The following is a 16,767-nucleotide window of genomic DNA, read 5'->3' on the forward strand; positions in this document are numbered from 1 at the left end:
CTATAAAAAAGTATAAAATCCTTTATTTTATAAGATTAATTTAATATATTTAAATGAGCTTTAAAGAGGAAATCACTTGATTTGAATCCCTGCCAAAAATCCAGTAGATAAAGCAATCTGCATATTAAAACCACCTGTATAGGCATCCACATCTAACAGTTCACCGGCAAAATACAGATTAGATACTATCATGGATCTCATGGTAGAAGGATCTACTTCCTTCACATTCACTCCTCCAGAAGTAACTATGGCCTCAGATATGGGACGAAGACCCTTTACGCTCATTGAAAAATTTTGCAGTAAATTCACTAAATGCAACCTTTCTTTTTTAGTTATAGAATTACATTTTTTATCTGGAACTATATTGGATAAATCTACAATTAGCTCTGTAAGCTTTTTGGGAAGCAGATCATCCAGGGAATTTTTAAAGTCCTTATTTGAATATTTCAAAAAATCTCTTTGTAATCTCTTATCCAGCTGTTCAAATTGCAGGGCCGGTTTTAAATTTACAACTGCTTTCAAATTGGTGTTCTGTTTTACTGCCCTGCTTGCACTGAGTACAATAGGACCTGATATACCAAAATGGGTAAAAAGCATTTCGCCAAATTCTTCATATAGAATATTGCTTTTAGAATCTACTATGCTCAATGTTACATTTCTTAATGAAAGTCCCTGAAGTTTTTTAACCCAGCTCTCATCTATCTCAATAGGTACAAGAGCAGGATTTAAAGTAGTTATACTGTGGCCTAATTTTTGAGCTATCTTATATCCATCTCCCGTAGAACCGGTTTGTGGATAAGACGCTCCTCCCGTGCAGAGTATGAAGTACTCCCCTTCTACTGTGGAATCATCTTCAAGTACAGCAGAACTTATAACTTCATCACTACAGATAAACTTTTTTACTCTTGAATTTAGTTTTATTGATACCTTTTCCTTTACGAGCTGTCTTTTCATGGCTTGAATTAGATCCGAGGATTTATTTGATTCCGGGAAAATTCTATCTCCCCTTTCAACCTTTAACTTTACTCCCAATTCATTGAAAAAATTTACAGTATCCTCATTTGTAAAAGAATATAGAGCACTGTAAAGAAAATTCGGATTTCCTGGAATATAATCAAAAAACTCATCTATATATTTACTGCTGGTTATATTACATCTTCCCTTTCCAGATATAAACATCTTTTTGCCCAATTTTTCATTTTTCTCAATTATGGTTACATCATTATTATTTTTTGCAGCAGCTATTGCCGCCATCATGCCTGATGGTCCACCACCAACCACTATTACTTTTGCCATTAGTTCACACACCTTATTGGGAATAGAATAAGTATATTACCTTCTTATAGTAATATACTATAGGAATTTATTCAATATAAATTTTAAAATCTTTAATTTAAAATTTCTCCAGACTATTGCAATTATAATAAAACTTTTATATAATTATGTAATTTACTGCAAAGTAAAAATAGGCGAATCCTATAATTCGCCCATCTGAGTGATCTTTTGATTTTAATATATTCCCTGGGAATACATTGCATCTGCCACTTTTAAAAATCCAGCAATATTGGCCCCTGCTACCAGGTTATACCCAAATCCATATTCTTTAGATGCATTCTTACAATTATTATATATATTGATCATTATATTATGAAGTTTTGCATCAACTTCTTCTTCTGACCAGGATAATCTTTCACTGTTTTGTGCCATCTCAAGTGCAGAGGTAGCAACTCCGCCTGCATTAGCTGCTTTTGAAGGCCCAACTATTACGTTATTATTTAGAAAATACTGTACAGCTTCGTTGGTGCAGGGCATATTGGCTACTTCACATACAAATTTGACACCATTTGCAACTATTTGTTTTGCATTTTCCAGGTGAATATCATTTTGAGTAGCACATGGCATTACTATATCCGCTTTAACTCCCCATGGTTTTTCATTTGGGAAGAATTTAGCACCAAATTTATCAGCATAATCCTTTACCTTGTCTCTTCCGGAAGCACGCATCTCCAGAAGATAGTTTATTTTTTCATCAGTAGTTACTCCTTCTGGATCGTACACGTATCCATCTGGGCCGGAAATAGTGACAACTTTACCACCCAATTGAGTAATTTTCCTGCATACTCCCCATGCTACATTTCCAAATCCTGATATGGCTACAGTCTTACCTTTTAAATCAGTTCCTTCATGCTTGAGAATTTCTTCACAGAAATAAGTGGCACCAAATCCAGTTGCCTCGGGTCTTATCAAACTTCCACCATAAGATAAACCTTTACCTGTAATGACTCCATTCTCAAATACACCCTTCAGTCTTCTGTACTGACCATATAAATATCCTACTTCTCTCGCTCCTACACCTATATCTCCAGCAGGAACATCCACATCCGGACCTATATGTCTGTACAATTCAGTCATAAAACTTTCACAAAATCTTCTTACTTCACCATCGGATTTCCCTCTTGGATCGAAATCTGAACCACCTTTGCCTCCTCCTATTGGAAGCCCTGTCAGTGAATTTTTGAGTGTCTGTTCAAATCCCAAAAATTTAATGATTCCTATATAAACAGATGGATGAAATCTAAGTCCGCCTTTGTAAGGTCCTATGCACCCATTAAATTGAACTCTAAATCCTCTGTTAACCTGAACCTTTCCATTATCGTCCACCCAGGGAACTCTAAAAATTATCTGCCTTTCAGGTTCACAAAACCTTTCCAGAAGATTTTCTTCAATGTACTCTGGATGCTTTTCAAATACCGGTCCTATGGATCCTAGAACTTCTTCAACCGTTTGTAAAAATTCAGGCTCATTCGAATTTCTAGACTTTACTTTTTCAATTACTTCATTTACATAATTTTGTACTTTTTCCTCAGTCATAAGTGGTAAAACCCTCCTTGCGTGATTGACAATCACATATTATAAATTGCATAATTTAGCTCATATAATATATTCTATACAAAATTCGAAATCCCTTCTCATTTTACATAAATTCTTTTAAAAATTATAATAACCTGTTGTATATCTTTCAATTTTCCTAATTTTGACTAATTTTGGTCTTTGAAAGAATAAACCTGATATTCCTTCCATATAGTTTCCAAATCTGCAAAGGTAGAGGATATCTTCTCTTTTTCACGCAATCCTACCGCAATAATCAGTGCATTAATTACACTTAAAGGTGCCACCAATGAATCTACAAAAGAAGCCATATTGCTTTGGGCAATTAAAGTATAATCCGATCTGGCTGCAAGAGGTGACAGAAGACTGTCAGTAATAGCTACTATTTTTGCATTTCTGCTTTTAGCGAAAGCCAGTGCCTCAATAGTTCTAGTGGCATACCTTGGAAATCCTATGCCTATTACTAAATCATCTTCCTTTAAATTTATCATCTGTTCAAAAATATCACTTATTCCATAACCAATTACTTTTACATTATCCAATATAAGGTTTAGATAAAATCCCAGAAAATCTGCAATTGCAGTGGAACTTCTAAGACCCAGTATGTATATTCTTTTAGCTTCAAATATGGTATCTACTACATCGTCAAAAGTTTTATGATTTATCTTTTCAAGGGTGGCTCTTATATTTTCCATATCTGATTTCAAAACACTTTTCAAAGGACTTTCCTGGCTTACGAAATCGTTTGACAATTCTATCCTCTGTACAGTAGTGAGTTTATTTTTTATAAGTTCCTGGAGAGATTTCTGCAGTTTAGGATATCCAGAAAAGCCAAGCTCATTGGCAAACCTGACTACTGTGGACTCACTCACTCCCACATTTATACCTAATTTTGCAGCGGTCATAAATGCAGCTTTATCATAATGTTTTAAAATATATTCTGCTATTAATTTTTGACCTTTACTCAATCTGGGAAATTTAACCTGAATTGTTCTTATCAGATCCGGATTATTGGTATTTTCCATTTTCATTCATTCCTTTCTACCTACCTCTAATTTATATTGCAATATTTGTTTCATTTTACCATCTATTGATTAAATTATCAAGTCATCTTTCAATTGTTTATCTATTTTCACTATAAATATTTATATAAATCAATTTCTTATATAATCAATTTCTTCCTTATTTAAATATCTCCAGTTTCCTTCTTTCAAATCCCCCAACTGTATATTTCCTATAGCCGTTCTGGTCAGGGAAAGTACAGGGCATCCTATCTTATCACACATCTTTCTTATCTGTCTGTTTCTACCCTCATGTATACTTATTTCAACTTCTGAGGTGTTTTTATTTTTATCCATATGAAGTATTTTAAAATTTGCAGCAGCAGTTACATATCCATCTATACTCAATCCATTTTTAAACCTTTCTACGGTTTCACGAGAAGGTATTCCTTTCAATAAAGCTATGTATATCTTATTCTTTTCTCTCCTGGGATGGGCTATATTATTGTATGCATACCCGTCATTAGTCAATATTATAAGCCCTGAAGTATTATAGTCCAGCCTTCCTATAGGGTAAATTCTTTCCTTTACTTTTACAAGATCAAGTAGGGTATTTCTCCCTCTGTCATCTTTAACCGTGGAAATATATCCTACTGGCTTATTCAGCAGTATATATACCTTTTTCTCCTCTTTTTTAATTACAATATTGTCCACGGAAACCTTATCTCTGTCATCATCTATTTTCAGTCCCAGTTTATTTACTGTAACTCCGTTTACTTTTACCCTTCCCTGCAATATTATATTCTCACATTTTCTTCTTGAGGCTATGCCGCAGCAGGCCATATATTTTTGTAACCTTTCAATCATATTATCTATCACCCCTATACTAACCTTAAAAATACAAAAAACAATCCTCAATGATATATCACTGAGGATTTCTTCCTATTCCATTTCCTGTATACCTATCTGTCTAATATGTTTGGTATGATCCCATTCTTTGTTATTCTTGTCCAATATTCCCTGTATGGTTATTGGTATCCAAGTTAAGGTATATACCCCATAGAGCAGATACCATATAAATATCTTAAGAGACTCCTTGCCCAAGCTTAGGGATATAAATGATACAAATATGAGCAGGTATACTATATTCCCAACCACCATTTCTATAAATGTAGGGGAACCAAAGATATATGAAAATACTATTATATTGAGAGAATACAATGTAAATATAAAAAACATTTTTTTGGAAAGCTTATATTCCAATGTCATTATAAGCGGAGTAAACAAAAACTGGAATATACTAAATGCTTTCCACAAAATCGGTATAAACAGCGAATTTATGACAAATATGTTTAAACCATGTTCATTATTATTCTGTAAAACAGTTATGAGAACTGAAAGACCAATTAACAGTGTCATAAAAGGCTGTACTGTATATATAGCACAATCGAAGGACGTGAAGCTTCTGTCCCTTATAGCCTTTTTAATAAGTTTAAAGAAAAATCTGGAGGATACATCAGTAAATCCCTTCATCCACCTTTTTCGCTGATTCCAGGATTGTTTCAATGTCAGAGGTTTCTCATCATATACCACTGCATTATGAGCCCAGCCCACTTTATGACCATTTAACACCAATTTGCACGTAAACTCCAGATCTTCGGTAAGGCAGGTCGCACCCCAGCCCAATTCCCTGAGTATATCCGTGTCCATACAAAAACCAGTACCGCAAATTTGAGTGGATAGACCCAGGTTTGATCTGGACAGCTGAAAAAGTCTGTTTGTGGTCCAAAATGAAATTGAATAGGAACCTGTTATCCACGAATCATTGGGATTTTTACTGTCAACATAACCTTGAACAACCTTGTATCCTTTACTCAGTTTATAGTTCATTTCCATCAAAAAATTCTTTGAAACCAAATTATCTGCATCAAAGATAGCTATAGCATCATATTTTCTATCCATCTTAAATATCTTGTTGAACATCCATTCAAGAGCATATCCTTTTCCTCTTTTGTCAGGAATCTTCCTCTCATATACATTCACATCATATTTTTTCGCTATGCTTGCAGTGTTGTCATCACAATTATCCGCAACTACAAAAATATCATACATATCTTTAGGATAATCCATGTCCTTTAAACTCTCTATTATTTTCGCGATAACCATTTCTTCATTATGAGCTGCTACTAACAGTGCAAAAGTATTTTTAGGAGCACAATTCTGGGCACCGTTATCTTTCTTTTTATAAAGTCCAAATAAAGAAAGTATCAAATAATACATTGTGATTGTAAAAACTGACATTTGAAAAATAAATGTAAAATTAAAAATAAACTCTTTCATCACAAAAATCCTTCCCTATTATATTTATTCTATTGTCCCCTAACAAATATACATAAATATCGTATATCATAATACCACAAATTTTAAATTACATTGTATAAGTTGAAATATTCTGACTAATGCCATTTGCTGAATTTATACATAATTTTACCTTATAAGTTAATTCATAATATTTTTAATGTAAATATCTTTTTTCATATTTTTTAAAACAGGTAAAGAGTTTCTCACCTCTTCTATATAATCCAAATTTAATTCTGATACTAGTATTCCCTCTTTCTCATCTAATATATTTATTATTTTTCCCCAGGGATTTACTATAAGAGAATTTCCATAGATAACATAGGAGGATTTAGCATTTCTTGCAGGAGATATTCCCACCATATAAAGCTGATTATCCAATGCTCTGCTTTTAAACAGTGTTTCCCAGTGTTCAGGTCCTGTTGTGGTATTAAAAGCCGCAGGAACAAATATAATCTTTGCACCTTTCAATGCCATAATTCTCATGAGCTCGGGAAATCTTATGTCATAGCAAATAGCCACACCTATTTTGCCCCATTTTGTATTTATTACCGGCACTTCACTGCCCGGAGTCAAAACGTCAGATTCCCTAAAATTCATCTTATCTTTTATATTCACATCAAACAAATGGATTTTTCTGTACTTCCCAATTAGTTTCCCATTTTCATCAAAGATAAAGGAAGTATTATACAAGATGCCATTTGGGTCAATTTCAGGTATAGAACCCCCTATTAAATATATTCCAAATTTCTCTGCTGCAGATGATAACATGTCCAATGTTTCACCGTGTCCATAGGTACTCTCTGCGTATTCTCTAAAATATTTTATATTGTAATTGCAGTTGAACATTTCAGGTAAAGCTACTAACTCTGCTCCTCTATGTACCGTCTCACGGATCATATCCCAGGCCCTTTTTAAATTGCTCTTTTTGCTGGATTTTGAGACCATCATCTGACACAATCCTACTTTCACCACAAAAACACCCCTTTTCCCCACATATGTTTTTACATATTAATAATTATAGTTTATTGATTTAAACTATTCAATTAATTGCCAGAAAATTAATAGTTAATACATAATTTTAAGTCAGGCTCAATCACACTATGGCGTCAGTGAAATAAGATCTATTGCCTAAAAAAGTTTAAAATTATATAATTGATTTTATTGAATAAATATTTTTATAGTTAAGGAGATCATTTAATGAAACAACATGCGTTTTCACGAACAGAGCTATTAATTGGTACGGAAGCCCTGCAAAAATTAAAAGAAAGCACCGTAGTAATATTTGGACTAGGTGGTGTAGGCGGCTTTACCCTTGAGGCAATAGCTAGAAGCGGCTTAGGACATATAGTACTCGTAGACGATGATACTGTCTGTCTGACCAACATAAACAGGCAAATACAGGCTACCTTTGACACCATAGGAAGATATAAGGTGGATGTTTTAAAGGACAGGGTTCTAGCCATAAATCCGAATTGCAGGGTAGAAACTCATCACACATTTGTAAAAGAGAATAATATAGATGAAATCATACCAGCTGATACTGATTATGTGGTGGATACCGTTGACACTGTATCTTCTAAAATATCTCTAGTACTCTGGTGCAAAACTCACCATATAGATGTAATAAGCTGCATGGGAGCTGGAAATAAAATGGATCCAACACAATTTAAAATATCCGATATATATGATACCAGAATATGTCCTTTAGCCAAAGTAATGAGACATGAACTTAGAAAAAGGGGCATAAAATCACTAAAGGTTTTATATTCTGAAGAAGTTCCCCGAAAGCCTAAAATTGAAGAGGTTGTAACCTGCAAGGAAGGCTGTGTCTGTGTAGGAGGCTCTAAAAAATGCCTTGCCAAGCGTCAGATACCTGCAAGCAATTCCTTTGTACCTCCTGTAGCAGGAATGATAATAGGCGGAGAAGTCATTAAAGACATACTATATGGTACTGACAGGCACTATAGAAGATGAACTATTTCCCGAATTCAATTTTATATTTATCATATAATACACTTAAATCATCTTTATAATTCAAATTGGTAAACATGCTTATGGATTTGTCATATTTCTTCTGTATGTCCTCTGGTATATATTTTATATTAGAATACTGGATTATATTCCTGATAGACAAAATATTTTCATGCAGGCAATTTTCAAAACGAGGTATGAGTTCCTTAGAATAAAAGGAATATAGAGGTTCTATGTCTGGTCCATGCTGTGCCATTACGACCTGAAATTTATCTTCATCTGTAAATTTAAACATATAATTTATGTATTCTAAATTTATAAAGGGCATATCACAAGCTGTAAAGAAAGTGTACTTGGATGGAGAAAACTTAAGTCCTGTAAGTATTCCTCCTGCAGGTCCTTTTCCTTTATTGACATCTTCAATTACAGGATAACCTATGTTTCCAAATTTATATTTGTCTTCAGCTACAAAAATAACTGTATCAAATAAATTCCCCAATTTTTCCGCCATAAGTTCTATAAGAAATTTATCTCCCATTTTTATTTTACTCTTGTCAAAACCCATTCGACTGCTTTTGCCACCGCATAAAATAATGGCTGTATCTGCTATCCCCATATATATTTAACCAGCCTTCCTTTCAATTTATTTTCAATAAACAAAATTCATCCTAACCTAAGAAACCGTTGATACCACACTTGAATACAGAAAATTTGAAAATTTTATCACATCATCTTTCACTGAGAAAGCACCCTGGGCCTGATGGACATTTCCTCCCCCTTTTCCGTCAAAATCTTTTATATTGTCTTTAAATAATTTTCCACAATTGATTTCCACATTCAGATTATTTGCAAACAGTACCCTATTGTCAAGAGTTGAATACAAAATCAATATACATTTTTTTGATTCTTCTTTAGAAATAATAGAAGCTATGAGCTTGATCTGATCAAATTTTTTTCGGTCATATCCCTTTAAAATTATATTTGAACTATTATTTTCCATAATATTTTTTGCTTCTTCTCTGGCAAGAACTTGTCTCATATGCTTATTTTCCACTAGCAGATCTTTGATTTCATTTCTTTCTGAATTTATGCTGTCTTCTATGTGACATGTATCTACTGAAAAATCTCTGCTCAAATCCATAATTATCCTATGCTCCTCTTGAAAATCCTCCAGGGCCCTGCTGCCGCATTTAAAATATATTCTGGTCATTTTTTTATATCTCTCTACCTTTAATATTTTCAATATTCCTATTTCACCGGTCATAGATACATGAATTCCACAGCAGGCACAGCAATCCATATTGGGGACCTGAACTATCCTTATATTTTTCAGACCATTTTTCACAGGCTTTCTCAATGGAAATTTTTTACTTTCACTTTTAGAAACCATATGGGTTTCTATAGTACTGTTTCTACAGATGTATTCATTTACCAGGTTTTCTATTCTCTTTACCATACGCTGATCCATATGTTCTATATCAATATCTATAGTTACATAATCCTTGCCTAGATGAAATCCCCTATTGTTTCCATTAAACAAGGTAAATATAGCTCCCGACAATAGATGTTCACCTGAATGCTGCTGCATGTAATCAAACCTTTTTTTAAAATCGACTTTGCAAATTACATTTTTATTCTTAGGTCTGTCTTCCATGCAGTGATATATAATTCCATTATCTTCATATACATAACTTACCTTCAAATCATCGATGGTTCCGGTATCAGAAGGCTGTCCCCCGCCTTCAGGATAAAATATAGTTTTGTCCAAAACTACTTTTATTCTTCCATTTTCCTCCAGTATATCTACTATTTTTGATCTGCATTCTTTTAAATATGCATTTTCATAGAATAATTTTTCTGTCAATTTTATCAACTCCCTGTTATTATTATATACTTTATTTGGTTTACATTCTTTTTAATTTACATAATATTTATGATGTAAATTAAACATTTGAAACAAAAAAATGCAGTTCCCATATAAAACGAAACCTGCATTTTTTTATTGCCTATTCCAAAATAAGCAAGAAGCAAATGCTCCTATAATCATCACACCCAATATGGTTTCTACCATAACCAATACCCGCACTATAGTCGAATTAGGTACAATATCTCCATATCCTAGAGTAGTCATAGTTACTGCACTGAAATACATGAAATTCCACAGGGGATATTTAAAATTTTCATTTATTGTCGATTTAAGCACTAGAGGACTGTCATCTAAAAAAGATATGGAATTTTTCATGAGTTCGGGAAAATAAAAATTTAAAGGATAATAAAAATATCTTTTTTTGAAAAATTCACTGTACAACGAAGGATATTCATTTACCCATATATATCTGGTATATATGTTTTTAAAATTATCCTGATCACTCTTTGAATATCTTTTAAAATCTTTAAATCTCTCACCTTCATCCATTTTATAAAAATGTATCTTTATTTTATAACTGTTGAATTTTCCACTTATCTTATCTTGTCCTAAATTTTCTAAAGAAATATGGGTGATTCCCCTATCTTTAAAAAATAGATAATAATAATTGGCCCAGTCCTCCCCTAAAACTTTTTCAAAGGAAAATACGTTTGTAGAATCAAATGAGTCATTTATAGTTTCCAATTTTGCAACAGGTCTTTTATATTCGTTGGAGGACAATAAACTTTTTATACTGTTTCTAAACTCTTTACTGTATACTTTGATATCTGAATTTTCTTTAAACATCTCTATCCTTGCATTCATGTTTATATCATTTTGGAATATAAAGAATTCTCCATTGGAGTCATTTGCAATATTCCAGTAAATAATTCCGAAACAGAGCAATATAATTATGTAAAATAACGCAAGAAATATCAAAATATTTTTTTTCCTGATTTTATATATATTAACAAACTGCTTCATATTATAACCTCTATATTAGTATACTTATTTATACTTATATGAAGAGTTTATTATCACATTTTAGTATCAATTTTTCTCTGAATATTTTTAGGCAAAATTGACATATTAAAAACACTGAAACAATATAATGCTAATTACATGAACAGTGTTTTTAATATATTCCAATTATCCGTTGAAATCCGATTTAAATTCTTTCAGCCTATAAAATCAATACTTATTTTCTTGCCTTCCATGTAGTCCCATCTTTTGAATCCAATATATCTACACCCATATTTTTAAGTTTATCCCTAATTTCATCAGCTTTAGACCAATCTTTATTATCTCTGGCCTCTTTTCTTTCAGCTATCAATTTGTTTATTAAATCTTCATCTGCAGCTTCCATTTTAATGTTGTCAGCTTTCAATAAATCCAATGAAAAGACAGTATCAAAACCTTCTATCAATATCTTTTTTTCTTTATTCGTGAGTTCATTGTCCTTGATAACCTGAAATAGCACTGTAAACGCATTTGGTGTATTTAAATCGTCACCTATTTGTTCTTTAAACTTTAACCTGTATTTATCTATTAATTCCTCATCTGCTCTTTCGTCCTGTTTTGCACTCAAAACTATAGCAGCTATCCTATCCTTTAATTTGTTATAGGAATCCCTGGCCTGTTTGAGAGCACTGTAGCTAAATGCCAGTTGTTTCCTATATCTTGATTGAAGGCAAAAATACCTGTAATCAAGAGGAGAAAATCCCTGTTCTTGAATTTTTGACAAAGTCAAAAATTCTCCGCTTGATTTGGACATTTTCCCACCATTTACTACCAGAAATTCTCCATGCATCCAATAATTTACACACTGATGACCCACCGCTGCCTCTGACTGGGCTATTTCATTGGTATGATGTACTGGAATATGATCTACTCCTCCACAATGTATATCTATTCTATCTCCTAAATATTTTAAAGACATGGCGGAACACTCTATATGCCATCCTGGAAATCCTTTTCCCCAGGGCGAATCCCACTGCATTATCTGATTTTTGAACTTTGAATTTGTAAACCACAATACAAAATCCAGTGGATTCCTCTTATTCTCATCTATCTCTACCCTGCTTCCCGCTTCCAGTTCCTCCATACTCAAATGCGCCAGCTTATTATAATTTTTGAATTTATCTATGGAATAGTAGACATTGCCATTTGATATATATGTGTATCCTTTTTGCTCCAGTAATTTGATCAAATCTATCATATCCTGGATATGATCAGTTGCCTTGCAGACCACACTTGGTTTTTCTATATTGAGTTTCCTGCAATCTTGAAAAAAGGCATCTTCATAAAATTTGGCAATTTCCCATACAGTTTTATTTTCACGCTCTGCTCCTAGCTGCATTTTGTCTTCTCCTGTATCCGAATCCGACTGTAAATGACCTACATCTGTTATATTCATGACATGCTCTACTTTATAAGAATAATATTCAAGAGATTTTTTCAATAGATCTTCGAATATATAAGTTCTCAAATTTCCTATATGTGCATAATTATAAACTGTAGGACCACAAGTATAAATTCCAACTTTTCCTTTGTGCACAGGAATAAATTTTTCTTTTTTTCTACTCATAGTATTATAAATATAAAAATTCATACTTATCTCCCCTTATTACTGTAACCTTTTAGCATTATATATATAAATATTACCACAACGGTAATATAATTCAACAATTTATTTTCTTACCACATATTCTCTTATATAATTATCAAAATCCCAAAGATGTAAAAACCTCTGGGCACTTTTATAACCTGACTCAAATAACTTCAATCTCATATCTTTGGATATATTAAATTCTGTGGTTCCAACGCCAAGAGTGGGAATAAACACCGTCCTTACTGCATATTTATCTTTTACATAAACTTCTTCATTTTTATCAAATATGGTTCCCATTATATCAAACAGATATGAAATAAAATCCATCCCTCTGGACTCATTATGATCTACATTCTTCTCCGTCAATTTAAAACCTATAGTAGGCCAGCTGGGAATATTCTTGCTGTCAAATATCCATATTGGAAAATTGCTGAGCAATCCGCCATCCACTATATAACTGCACTTGTTTCCATAATAAAATTTTACCGGTTTAAAATACAGCGGTATACTTATACTCATTCTCACTGCCTCAGCTATTTTAAATTTCATGGGGTTTATTCCGTAATCCGCTAAATCATCGGGCAGTATGAGCATGGACTTTTTCGTTATATCGGAAGCTATTATTTTAAGAGGTGACTCACCATTTGAACTTATATCTCCAAAAGTCACCTTGCCTTTTCTCAATAAAAGTTCTTCTATATATTTTTCTATGACATCAGTAGAATATATACCCTTGTCCTTGAAAAGTGAAACAGTCTTTTTTATCATGGAAATTTTCCAGATATCCTTTCTTTTAAAAAACATCTTTTCATCTAAATTCATCATTATATTCTTAAGCTCCTGACCTGTATATCCAACAGCTAAAAGAGAAGCTATAACCGCTCCTGCAGAAGTTCCTGCAAATCTATTCCATTTATATCCCATTTTTTCAAAATAGCACACTGCTCCTATAAGTCCTATACCTTTTACCCCTCCACCTTCAAATACAGCATCTGCTTTCAATTAAATCACCTCATTATATAGATATGTAGCTGTATAGTGAAAAGTACACTCAAAATTCAGAGTTTGAACATCATATCTTGAATAATTTTCACATGAGTGGAAAAAATAAATCCATTAAGGAGGGATTTTACATGAGAATTGAAGTTTATTACAATGGTATAAAAAATGCCAATAATGCAGTGGAAAAACTTAAAAGTGCAGGTTTCAGCAGTGCTACTGTGGACTTAAATGATGATTACATAGATTTAAATAACAGCAGTTCAGGTCTAGGAGCTGGTATGAATTTTTCCAATGTGATAAATTCAGAAGGATTTACACGCAATTCATCCCAAAAAGTAGTTGTTTCAGGCAGTCCCATGTCAGGCGGTTTTGGAAATTCAAAAGAAATTGAAGACACAGGCTACAAGGTGATAATAAACTCCGATCTTCTTGATTCTCAAAGATTAAAAGAAGTCATAAGAGAAACCGGAGGTCAAATTAAAAATTTTGTATAATGAAAAAGTACTCCTTCTTAAATGAGAGTTTAAGAAGGAGTACTTTCGTCATTCCTTTTGGATTCTGCAATCACAAGGGCAGCTGCCCCTATAACACCTGAATATGGACCCAGCTGTGCCTGAAGTATTTTCGTATTTTCACTTATTGTCTTAAAACATCTTTTACTTACTACCCGGCTTACCTTGTCAATAACTATACTTCCCCCTCTTGAAACACCTCCTCCTATTACTACCACTTCCGGATCAAAACAATTCATCACATTGGCAACGCATATGCCCAAATAATTTAAAGCTCTGTCCAGTATTTTCTTAGCCATACTGTCCCCAAGTTTCGCCTCTTTAAAAACCTCCCTTGAAGTTATAATCTCATATCCGGAGAGAGATGTATGCACTCCTTCCTCTACAGCCCTTTCTGCTTCCTTTGCAATAGCGGTACCTGACGCCAAAACCTCCGCACAGCCCCGGTTTCCACAGTTGCAAAGCGGGCCTTCTTTTTCCAGGGTCATATGTCCTATTTCCAGTGCATTTTGAGTATTTCCCCTGTATATATTTCCATTTAGCACAGCTCCTCCTCCTATTCCTGTAGAAACTGTTATATATATCATATTTTGGTTTCCTCTGCCCGCACCAAACATATATTCTCCAAGAGCAGCTGCATTGCCGTCATTATCCAGATAAACTGGAATACCAAATTTCTCTTTTATTGGATTTACAATGTTAAAATTTCTAAAAGGCAGATTGGGAGTAAAAATTATCTCACCTTTTTCTCTATTAAGGGGACCTGGAGATCCAATTCCAATACCCAATACTTTACTTCCGTCATCTCCAAATTTTTTTATCAGATCCCCTATGATCTTTTCCATGGTATCTATTATAAATATTTCTCCCTTCCACACCTCCGTGGGCAGAGTCTTCTCACATAATATATTTCCATTCAAATCAACCACAGCTGCACAAATTTTTGTTCCACCCAAATCCAGTCCAATTAAAAATTTATCCTTCAACTGAGTTACCTCCAATCTGAAAACTTTGTCACTAATATTGTAACACAATTCTAGATTGTAATATCTCTTTCTATCTGAGAAGCTTTTCCTTTTTTTGTTATGCTTTCGTAATATTTTTTTCCTTTCTCACTATCATATTTATGCTCCCAACTTGAAACAAATATACTGGCCAGTGAATTTCCCACCACATTCACTACAGTTCTTGCCATATCCAAAAGACGATCAATTCCGGCTATAAAGGCAAGACCTTCTGCAGGAAGACCCATAGCACCTAATGTAGCCAGCAGCACCACAAAAGAAGCTCCAGGGACTCCAGCTATTCCCTTTGAAGTTATCATGAGCACCAATATCAAGCTTACCTGAGCTCCAATGGAAAGATGTATTCCATACAATTGTGCTATAAATATAGCCGCAATGGATTCATAAAGTGTGGAACCATCCAGATTAAAAGTGTAGCCTGTAGGGATTACAAATGATACGATAGAATTTGGGCATCCGTATTTTTCCATCTTATCCATTATTCTTGGAAGTACCGTTTCTGAACTAGCTGTACTGTAAGCAAGTAAAATTTCATCTTTTAATATTCTTATTACTTTAAACACACTATTTCCTACAATTTTGGCCGCTATACCCATAAATATCAATATGAACAAAATCATGGCCGCATACACCAATATCATCAATTTTCCCAGAGGGACAAGGGATTTAAGCCCAAAATTGCATACAGTTACTCCTATAAGTGCAAACACTCCTATAGGTGCAGTTTTCATTATTGTATTTGTTACCCAGAACATAGCTTCTGCCGTACCCTGAAATAACTTCAGCAAAGGCTTGCCCTTCTCTCCCACAGCTGCAATTCCAAGCCCAAACATAACAGAAAAAAATATAATGGGAAGCATGTCTCCTTTGCTCAAGGATTCTGCAATATTAGTTGGAACTATGTTGACTACAGTATCTACAAATCCTTTATTGGTAGCTTCTTTTGCGGTATTTACATAACTTGTGATACTTGTCTTGGAAAGTGTACTCATATCAACTCCTGTTCCTGGATGAAAAACATTTGCAAATATGACTCCCACAATAAGTGCAATAGTAGTCATTATTTCAAAGTAAACTATTGTCTTTATTGCCAGCACACCTATTTTTTTCATATCACCTACTCCAGCAACACCTATTATAAGACAAGATATTACAATTGGAATAACTATCATCTTGATCAGTCGTATGAAAATAGTTCCAAAAGGCTGTAGAATCTTGCTTACATTGGGATTTCCATAAAACACGGCCCCAACTACTACCCCAAGTATAAGCCCTATTAAAATTTGGGTGGCCAATCCACCTTTTAGCCTTTTTCTCATTATAAGTCCTCCTCAATTATCATTACGGTTATAGTAAACGTAAACATATATATATCTAACAAAATACTTTTTGTCTTAAATATATATTACCATCGGTATACATAAAACTACATTATCATACCTGAATATACGTAAAGTTTTTTAAATTTTATAATTAATGAATTTATAAT

General features: G+C 33.4%; 15 protein-coding genes and 1 pseudogene. 2 read left to right on the forward strand and 14 right to left on the reverse strand.

All coding sequences use genetic code 11. The features are described from left to right. Positions 1–72: 72 nt before the first annotated feature. The 6 genes from CLLU_RS15325 to CLLU_RS15350 form a co-directional block, all read right to left on the reverse strand. Positions 73–1,296 carry a BaiN/RdsA family NAD(P)/FAD-dependent oxidoreductase gene (locus CLLU_RS15325; RefSeq protein ID WP_106010650.1) on the reverse strand — a complete coding sequence of 408 codons (1,224 nt, stop codon included), beginning with the start codon at positions 1,294–1,296 and terminating at the stop codon, positions 73–75. A 213-nt stretch (positions 1,297–1,509) separates the two neighbouring features. Continuing rightward, a complete protein-coding gene (gene gdhA / locus CLLU_RS15330) occupies positions 1,510–2,871 on the reverse strand; it encodes an NADP-specific glutamate dehydrogenase (protein ID WP_106010651.1) in 1,362 nt (453 codons plus the stop codon). Positions 2,872–3,038: 167 nt separating this feature from the next. After that, positions 3,039–3,914 carry a MurR/RpiR family transcriptional regulator gene (locus CLLU_RS15335; protein ID WP_106010663.1) on the reverse strand — a complete coding sequence of 292 codons (876 nt, stop codon included), beginning with the start codon at positions 3,912–3,914 and terminating at the stop codon, positions 3,039–3,041. Between the two features lie 129 nt (positions 3,915–4,043). Further along, positions 4,044–4,757, reverse strand: coding sequence for a pseudouridine synthase (locus CLLU_RS15340; protein WP_106010652.1), 714 nt, complete (start codon positions 4,755–4,757; stop codon positions 4,044–4,046). 75 nt (positions 4,758–4,832) lie between these two features. Beyond that, a complete protein-coding gene (locus CLLU_RS15345) occupies positions 4,833–6,230 on the reverse strand; it encodes a glycosyltransferase family 2 protein (protein ID WP_106010653.1) in 1,398 nt (465 codons plus the stop codon). Between the two features lie 159 nt (positions 6,231–6,389). After that, a complete protein-coding gene (locus CLLU_RS15350) occupies positions 6,390–7,220 on the reverse strand; it encodes a carbon-nitrogen hydrolase family protein (RefSeq protein ID WP_273335710.1) in 831 nt (276 codons plus the stop codon). A 228-nt stretch (positions 7,221–7,448) separates the two neighbouring features. Between CLLU_RS15350 and CLLU_RS15355 the strand changes: the two genes are divergently transcribed. Continuing rightward, positions 7,449–8,225 carry a tRNA threonylcarbamoyladenosine dehydratase gene (locus tag CLLU_RS15355; RefSeq protein WP_106010654.1) on the forward strand — a complete coding sequence of 259 codons (777 nt, stop codon included), beginning with the start codon at positions 7,449–7,451 and terminating at the stop codon, positions 8,223–8,225. A gap of 1 nt (position 8,226) precedes the next feature. Here the strand turns inward: CLLU_RS15355 and CLLU_RS15360 are convergent, their stop codons facing one another. The 6 genes and pseudogenes from CLLU_RS15360 to CLLU_RS15380 form a co-directional block, all read right to left on the reverse strand. Next, positions 8,227–8,838: a molybdenum cofactor guanylyltransferase gene (locus CLLU_RS15360; protein WP_106010655.1), complete on the reverse strand. Its 612-nt coding sequence runs from the start codon at positions 8,836–8,838 to the stop codon at positions 8,227–8,229. 57 nt (positions 8,839–8,895) lie between these two features. Beyond that, positions 8,896–9,810, reverse strand: a complete 915-nt coding sequence (locus CLLU_RS15365) for an alanyl-tRNA editing protein (RefSeq protein ID WP_337955455.1) — start codon at positions 9,808–9,810, stop codon at positions 8,896–8,898. Between the two features lie 33 nt (positions 9,811–9,843). Further along, positions 9,844–10,104 (reverse strand): annotated as a pseudogene (locus tag CLLU_RS19480) (alanine--tRNA ligase-related protein); the annotation flags it as partial. 117 nt (positions 10,105–10,221) lie between these two features. Further along, entirely contained in the window at positions 10,222–11,112 is an 891-nt protein-coding gene (locus tag CLLU_RS15370; protein WP_106010657.1) for a potassium channel family protein, read from the reverse strand. Positions 11,113–11,326: 214 nt separating this feature from the next. Further along, entirely contained in the window at positions 11,327–12,739 is a 1,413-nt protein-coding gene (gene cysS / locus CLLU_RS15375) for a cysteine--tRNA ligase (protein ID WP_106010658.1), read from the reverse strand. A 78-nt stretch (positions 12,740–12,817) separates the two neighbouring features. Further along, positions 12,818–13,741 carry a patatin-like phospholipase family protein gene (locus CLLU_RS15380; protein WP_106010659.1) on the reverse strand — a complete coding sequence of 308 codons (924 nt, stop codon included), beginning with the start codon at positions 13,739–13,741 and terminating at the stop codon, positions 12,818–12,820. A 131-nt stretch (positions 13,742–13,872) separates the two neighbouring features. On the opposite strand from CLLU_RS15380, the gene CLLU_RS15385 reads away from it, so the two are divergent. Beyond that, the gene (locus CLLU_RS15385) at positions 13,873–14,235 is read left to right on the forward strand and encodes a hypothetical protein (RefSeq protein ID WP_106010660.1); all 363 of its coding nucleotides are present in this window, start codon (positions 13,873–13,875) and stop codon (positions 14,233–14,235) included. 29 nt (positions 14,236–14,264) lie between these two features. Here CLLU_RS15385 and CLLU_RS15390 read toward each other — a convergent pair whose 3' ends face one another. Together CLLU_RS15390 and CLLU_RS15395 are read right to left on the reverse strand one after the other, a co-directional pair. Next, entirely contained in the window at positions 14,265–15,239 is a 975-nt protein-coding gene (locus CLLU_RS15390) for an ROK family protein (protein WP_106010661.1), read from the reverse strand. 50 nt (positions 15,240–15,289) lie between these two features. Beyond that, positions 15,290–16,597, reverse strand: coding sequence for a cation:dicarboxylate symporter family transporter (locus CLLU_RS15395; RefSeq protein WP_106010662.1), 1,308 nt, complete (start codon positions 16,595–16,597; stop codon positions 15,290–15,292). Positions 16,598–16,767 lie beyond the last annotated feature (170 nt).

The sequence above is a fragment of the Clostridium luticellarii genome (assembly GCF_002995845.1).
Taxonomy (GTDB): Bacteria; Bacillota; Clostridia; order Clostridiales; family Clostridiaceae; genus Clostridium_B; species Clostridium_B luticellarii.

Bases quoted from the DNA above. Each gene is read 5' to 3' on its own strand.
- CLLU_RS15325 (WP_106010650.1), bottom strand. From the start codon at position 1,296: ATGGCAAAAGTAATAGTGGTTGGTGGTGGACCATCAGGCATGATGGCG.
- gdhA (WP_106010651.1), bottom strand. From the start codon at position 2,871: ATGACTGAGGAAAAAGTACAAAATTATGTAAATGAAGTAATTGAAAAA.
- CLLU_RS15335 (WP_106010663.1), bottom strand. From the start codon at position 3,914: ATGGAAAATACCAATAATCCGGATCTGATAAGAACAATTCAGGTTAAA.
- CLLU_RS15340 (WP_106010652.1), bottom strand. From the start codon at position 4,757: ATGATTGAAAGGTTACAAAAATATATGGCCTGCTGCGGCATAGCCTCA.
- CLLU_RS15345 (WP_106010653.1), bottom strand. From the start codon at position 6,230: ATGAAAGAGTTTATTTTTAATTTTACATTTATTTTTCAAATGTCAGTT.
- CLLU_RS15355 (WP_106010654.1), top strand. From the start codon at position 7,449: ATGAAACAACATGCGTTTTCACGAACAGAGCTATTAATTGGTACGGAA.
- CLLU_RS15360 (WP_106010655.1), bottom strand. From the start codon at position 8,838: ATGGGGATAGCAGATACAGCCATTATTTTATGCGGTGGCAAAAGCAGT.
- CLLU_RS15365 (WP_337955455.1), bottom strand. From the start codon at position 9,810: ATGCAGCAGCATTCAGGTGAACATCTATTGTCGGGAGCTATATTTACC.
- CLLU_RS15370 (WP_106010657.1), bottom strand. From the start codon at position 11,112: ATGAAGCAGTTTGTTAATATATATAAAATCAGGAAAAAAAATATTTTG.
- cysS (WP_106010658.1), bottom strand. From the start codon at position 12,739: ATGAATTTTTATATTTATAATACTATGAGTAGAAAAAAAGAAAAATTT.
- CLLU_RS15385 (WP_106010660.1), top strand. From the start codon at position 13,873: ATGAGAATTGAAGTTTATTACAATGGTATAAAAAATGCCAATAATGCA.
- CLLU_RS15395 (WP_106010662.1), bottom strand. From the start codon at position 16,597: ATGAGAAAAAGGCTAAAAGGTGGATTGGCCACCCAAATTTTAATAGGG.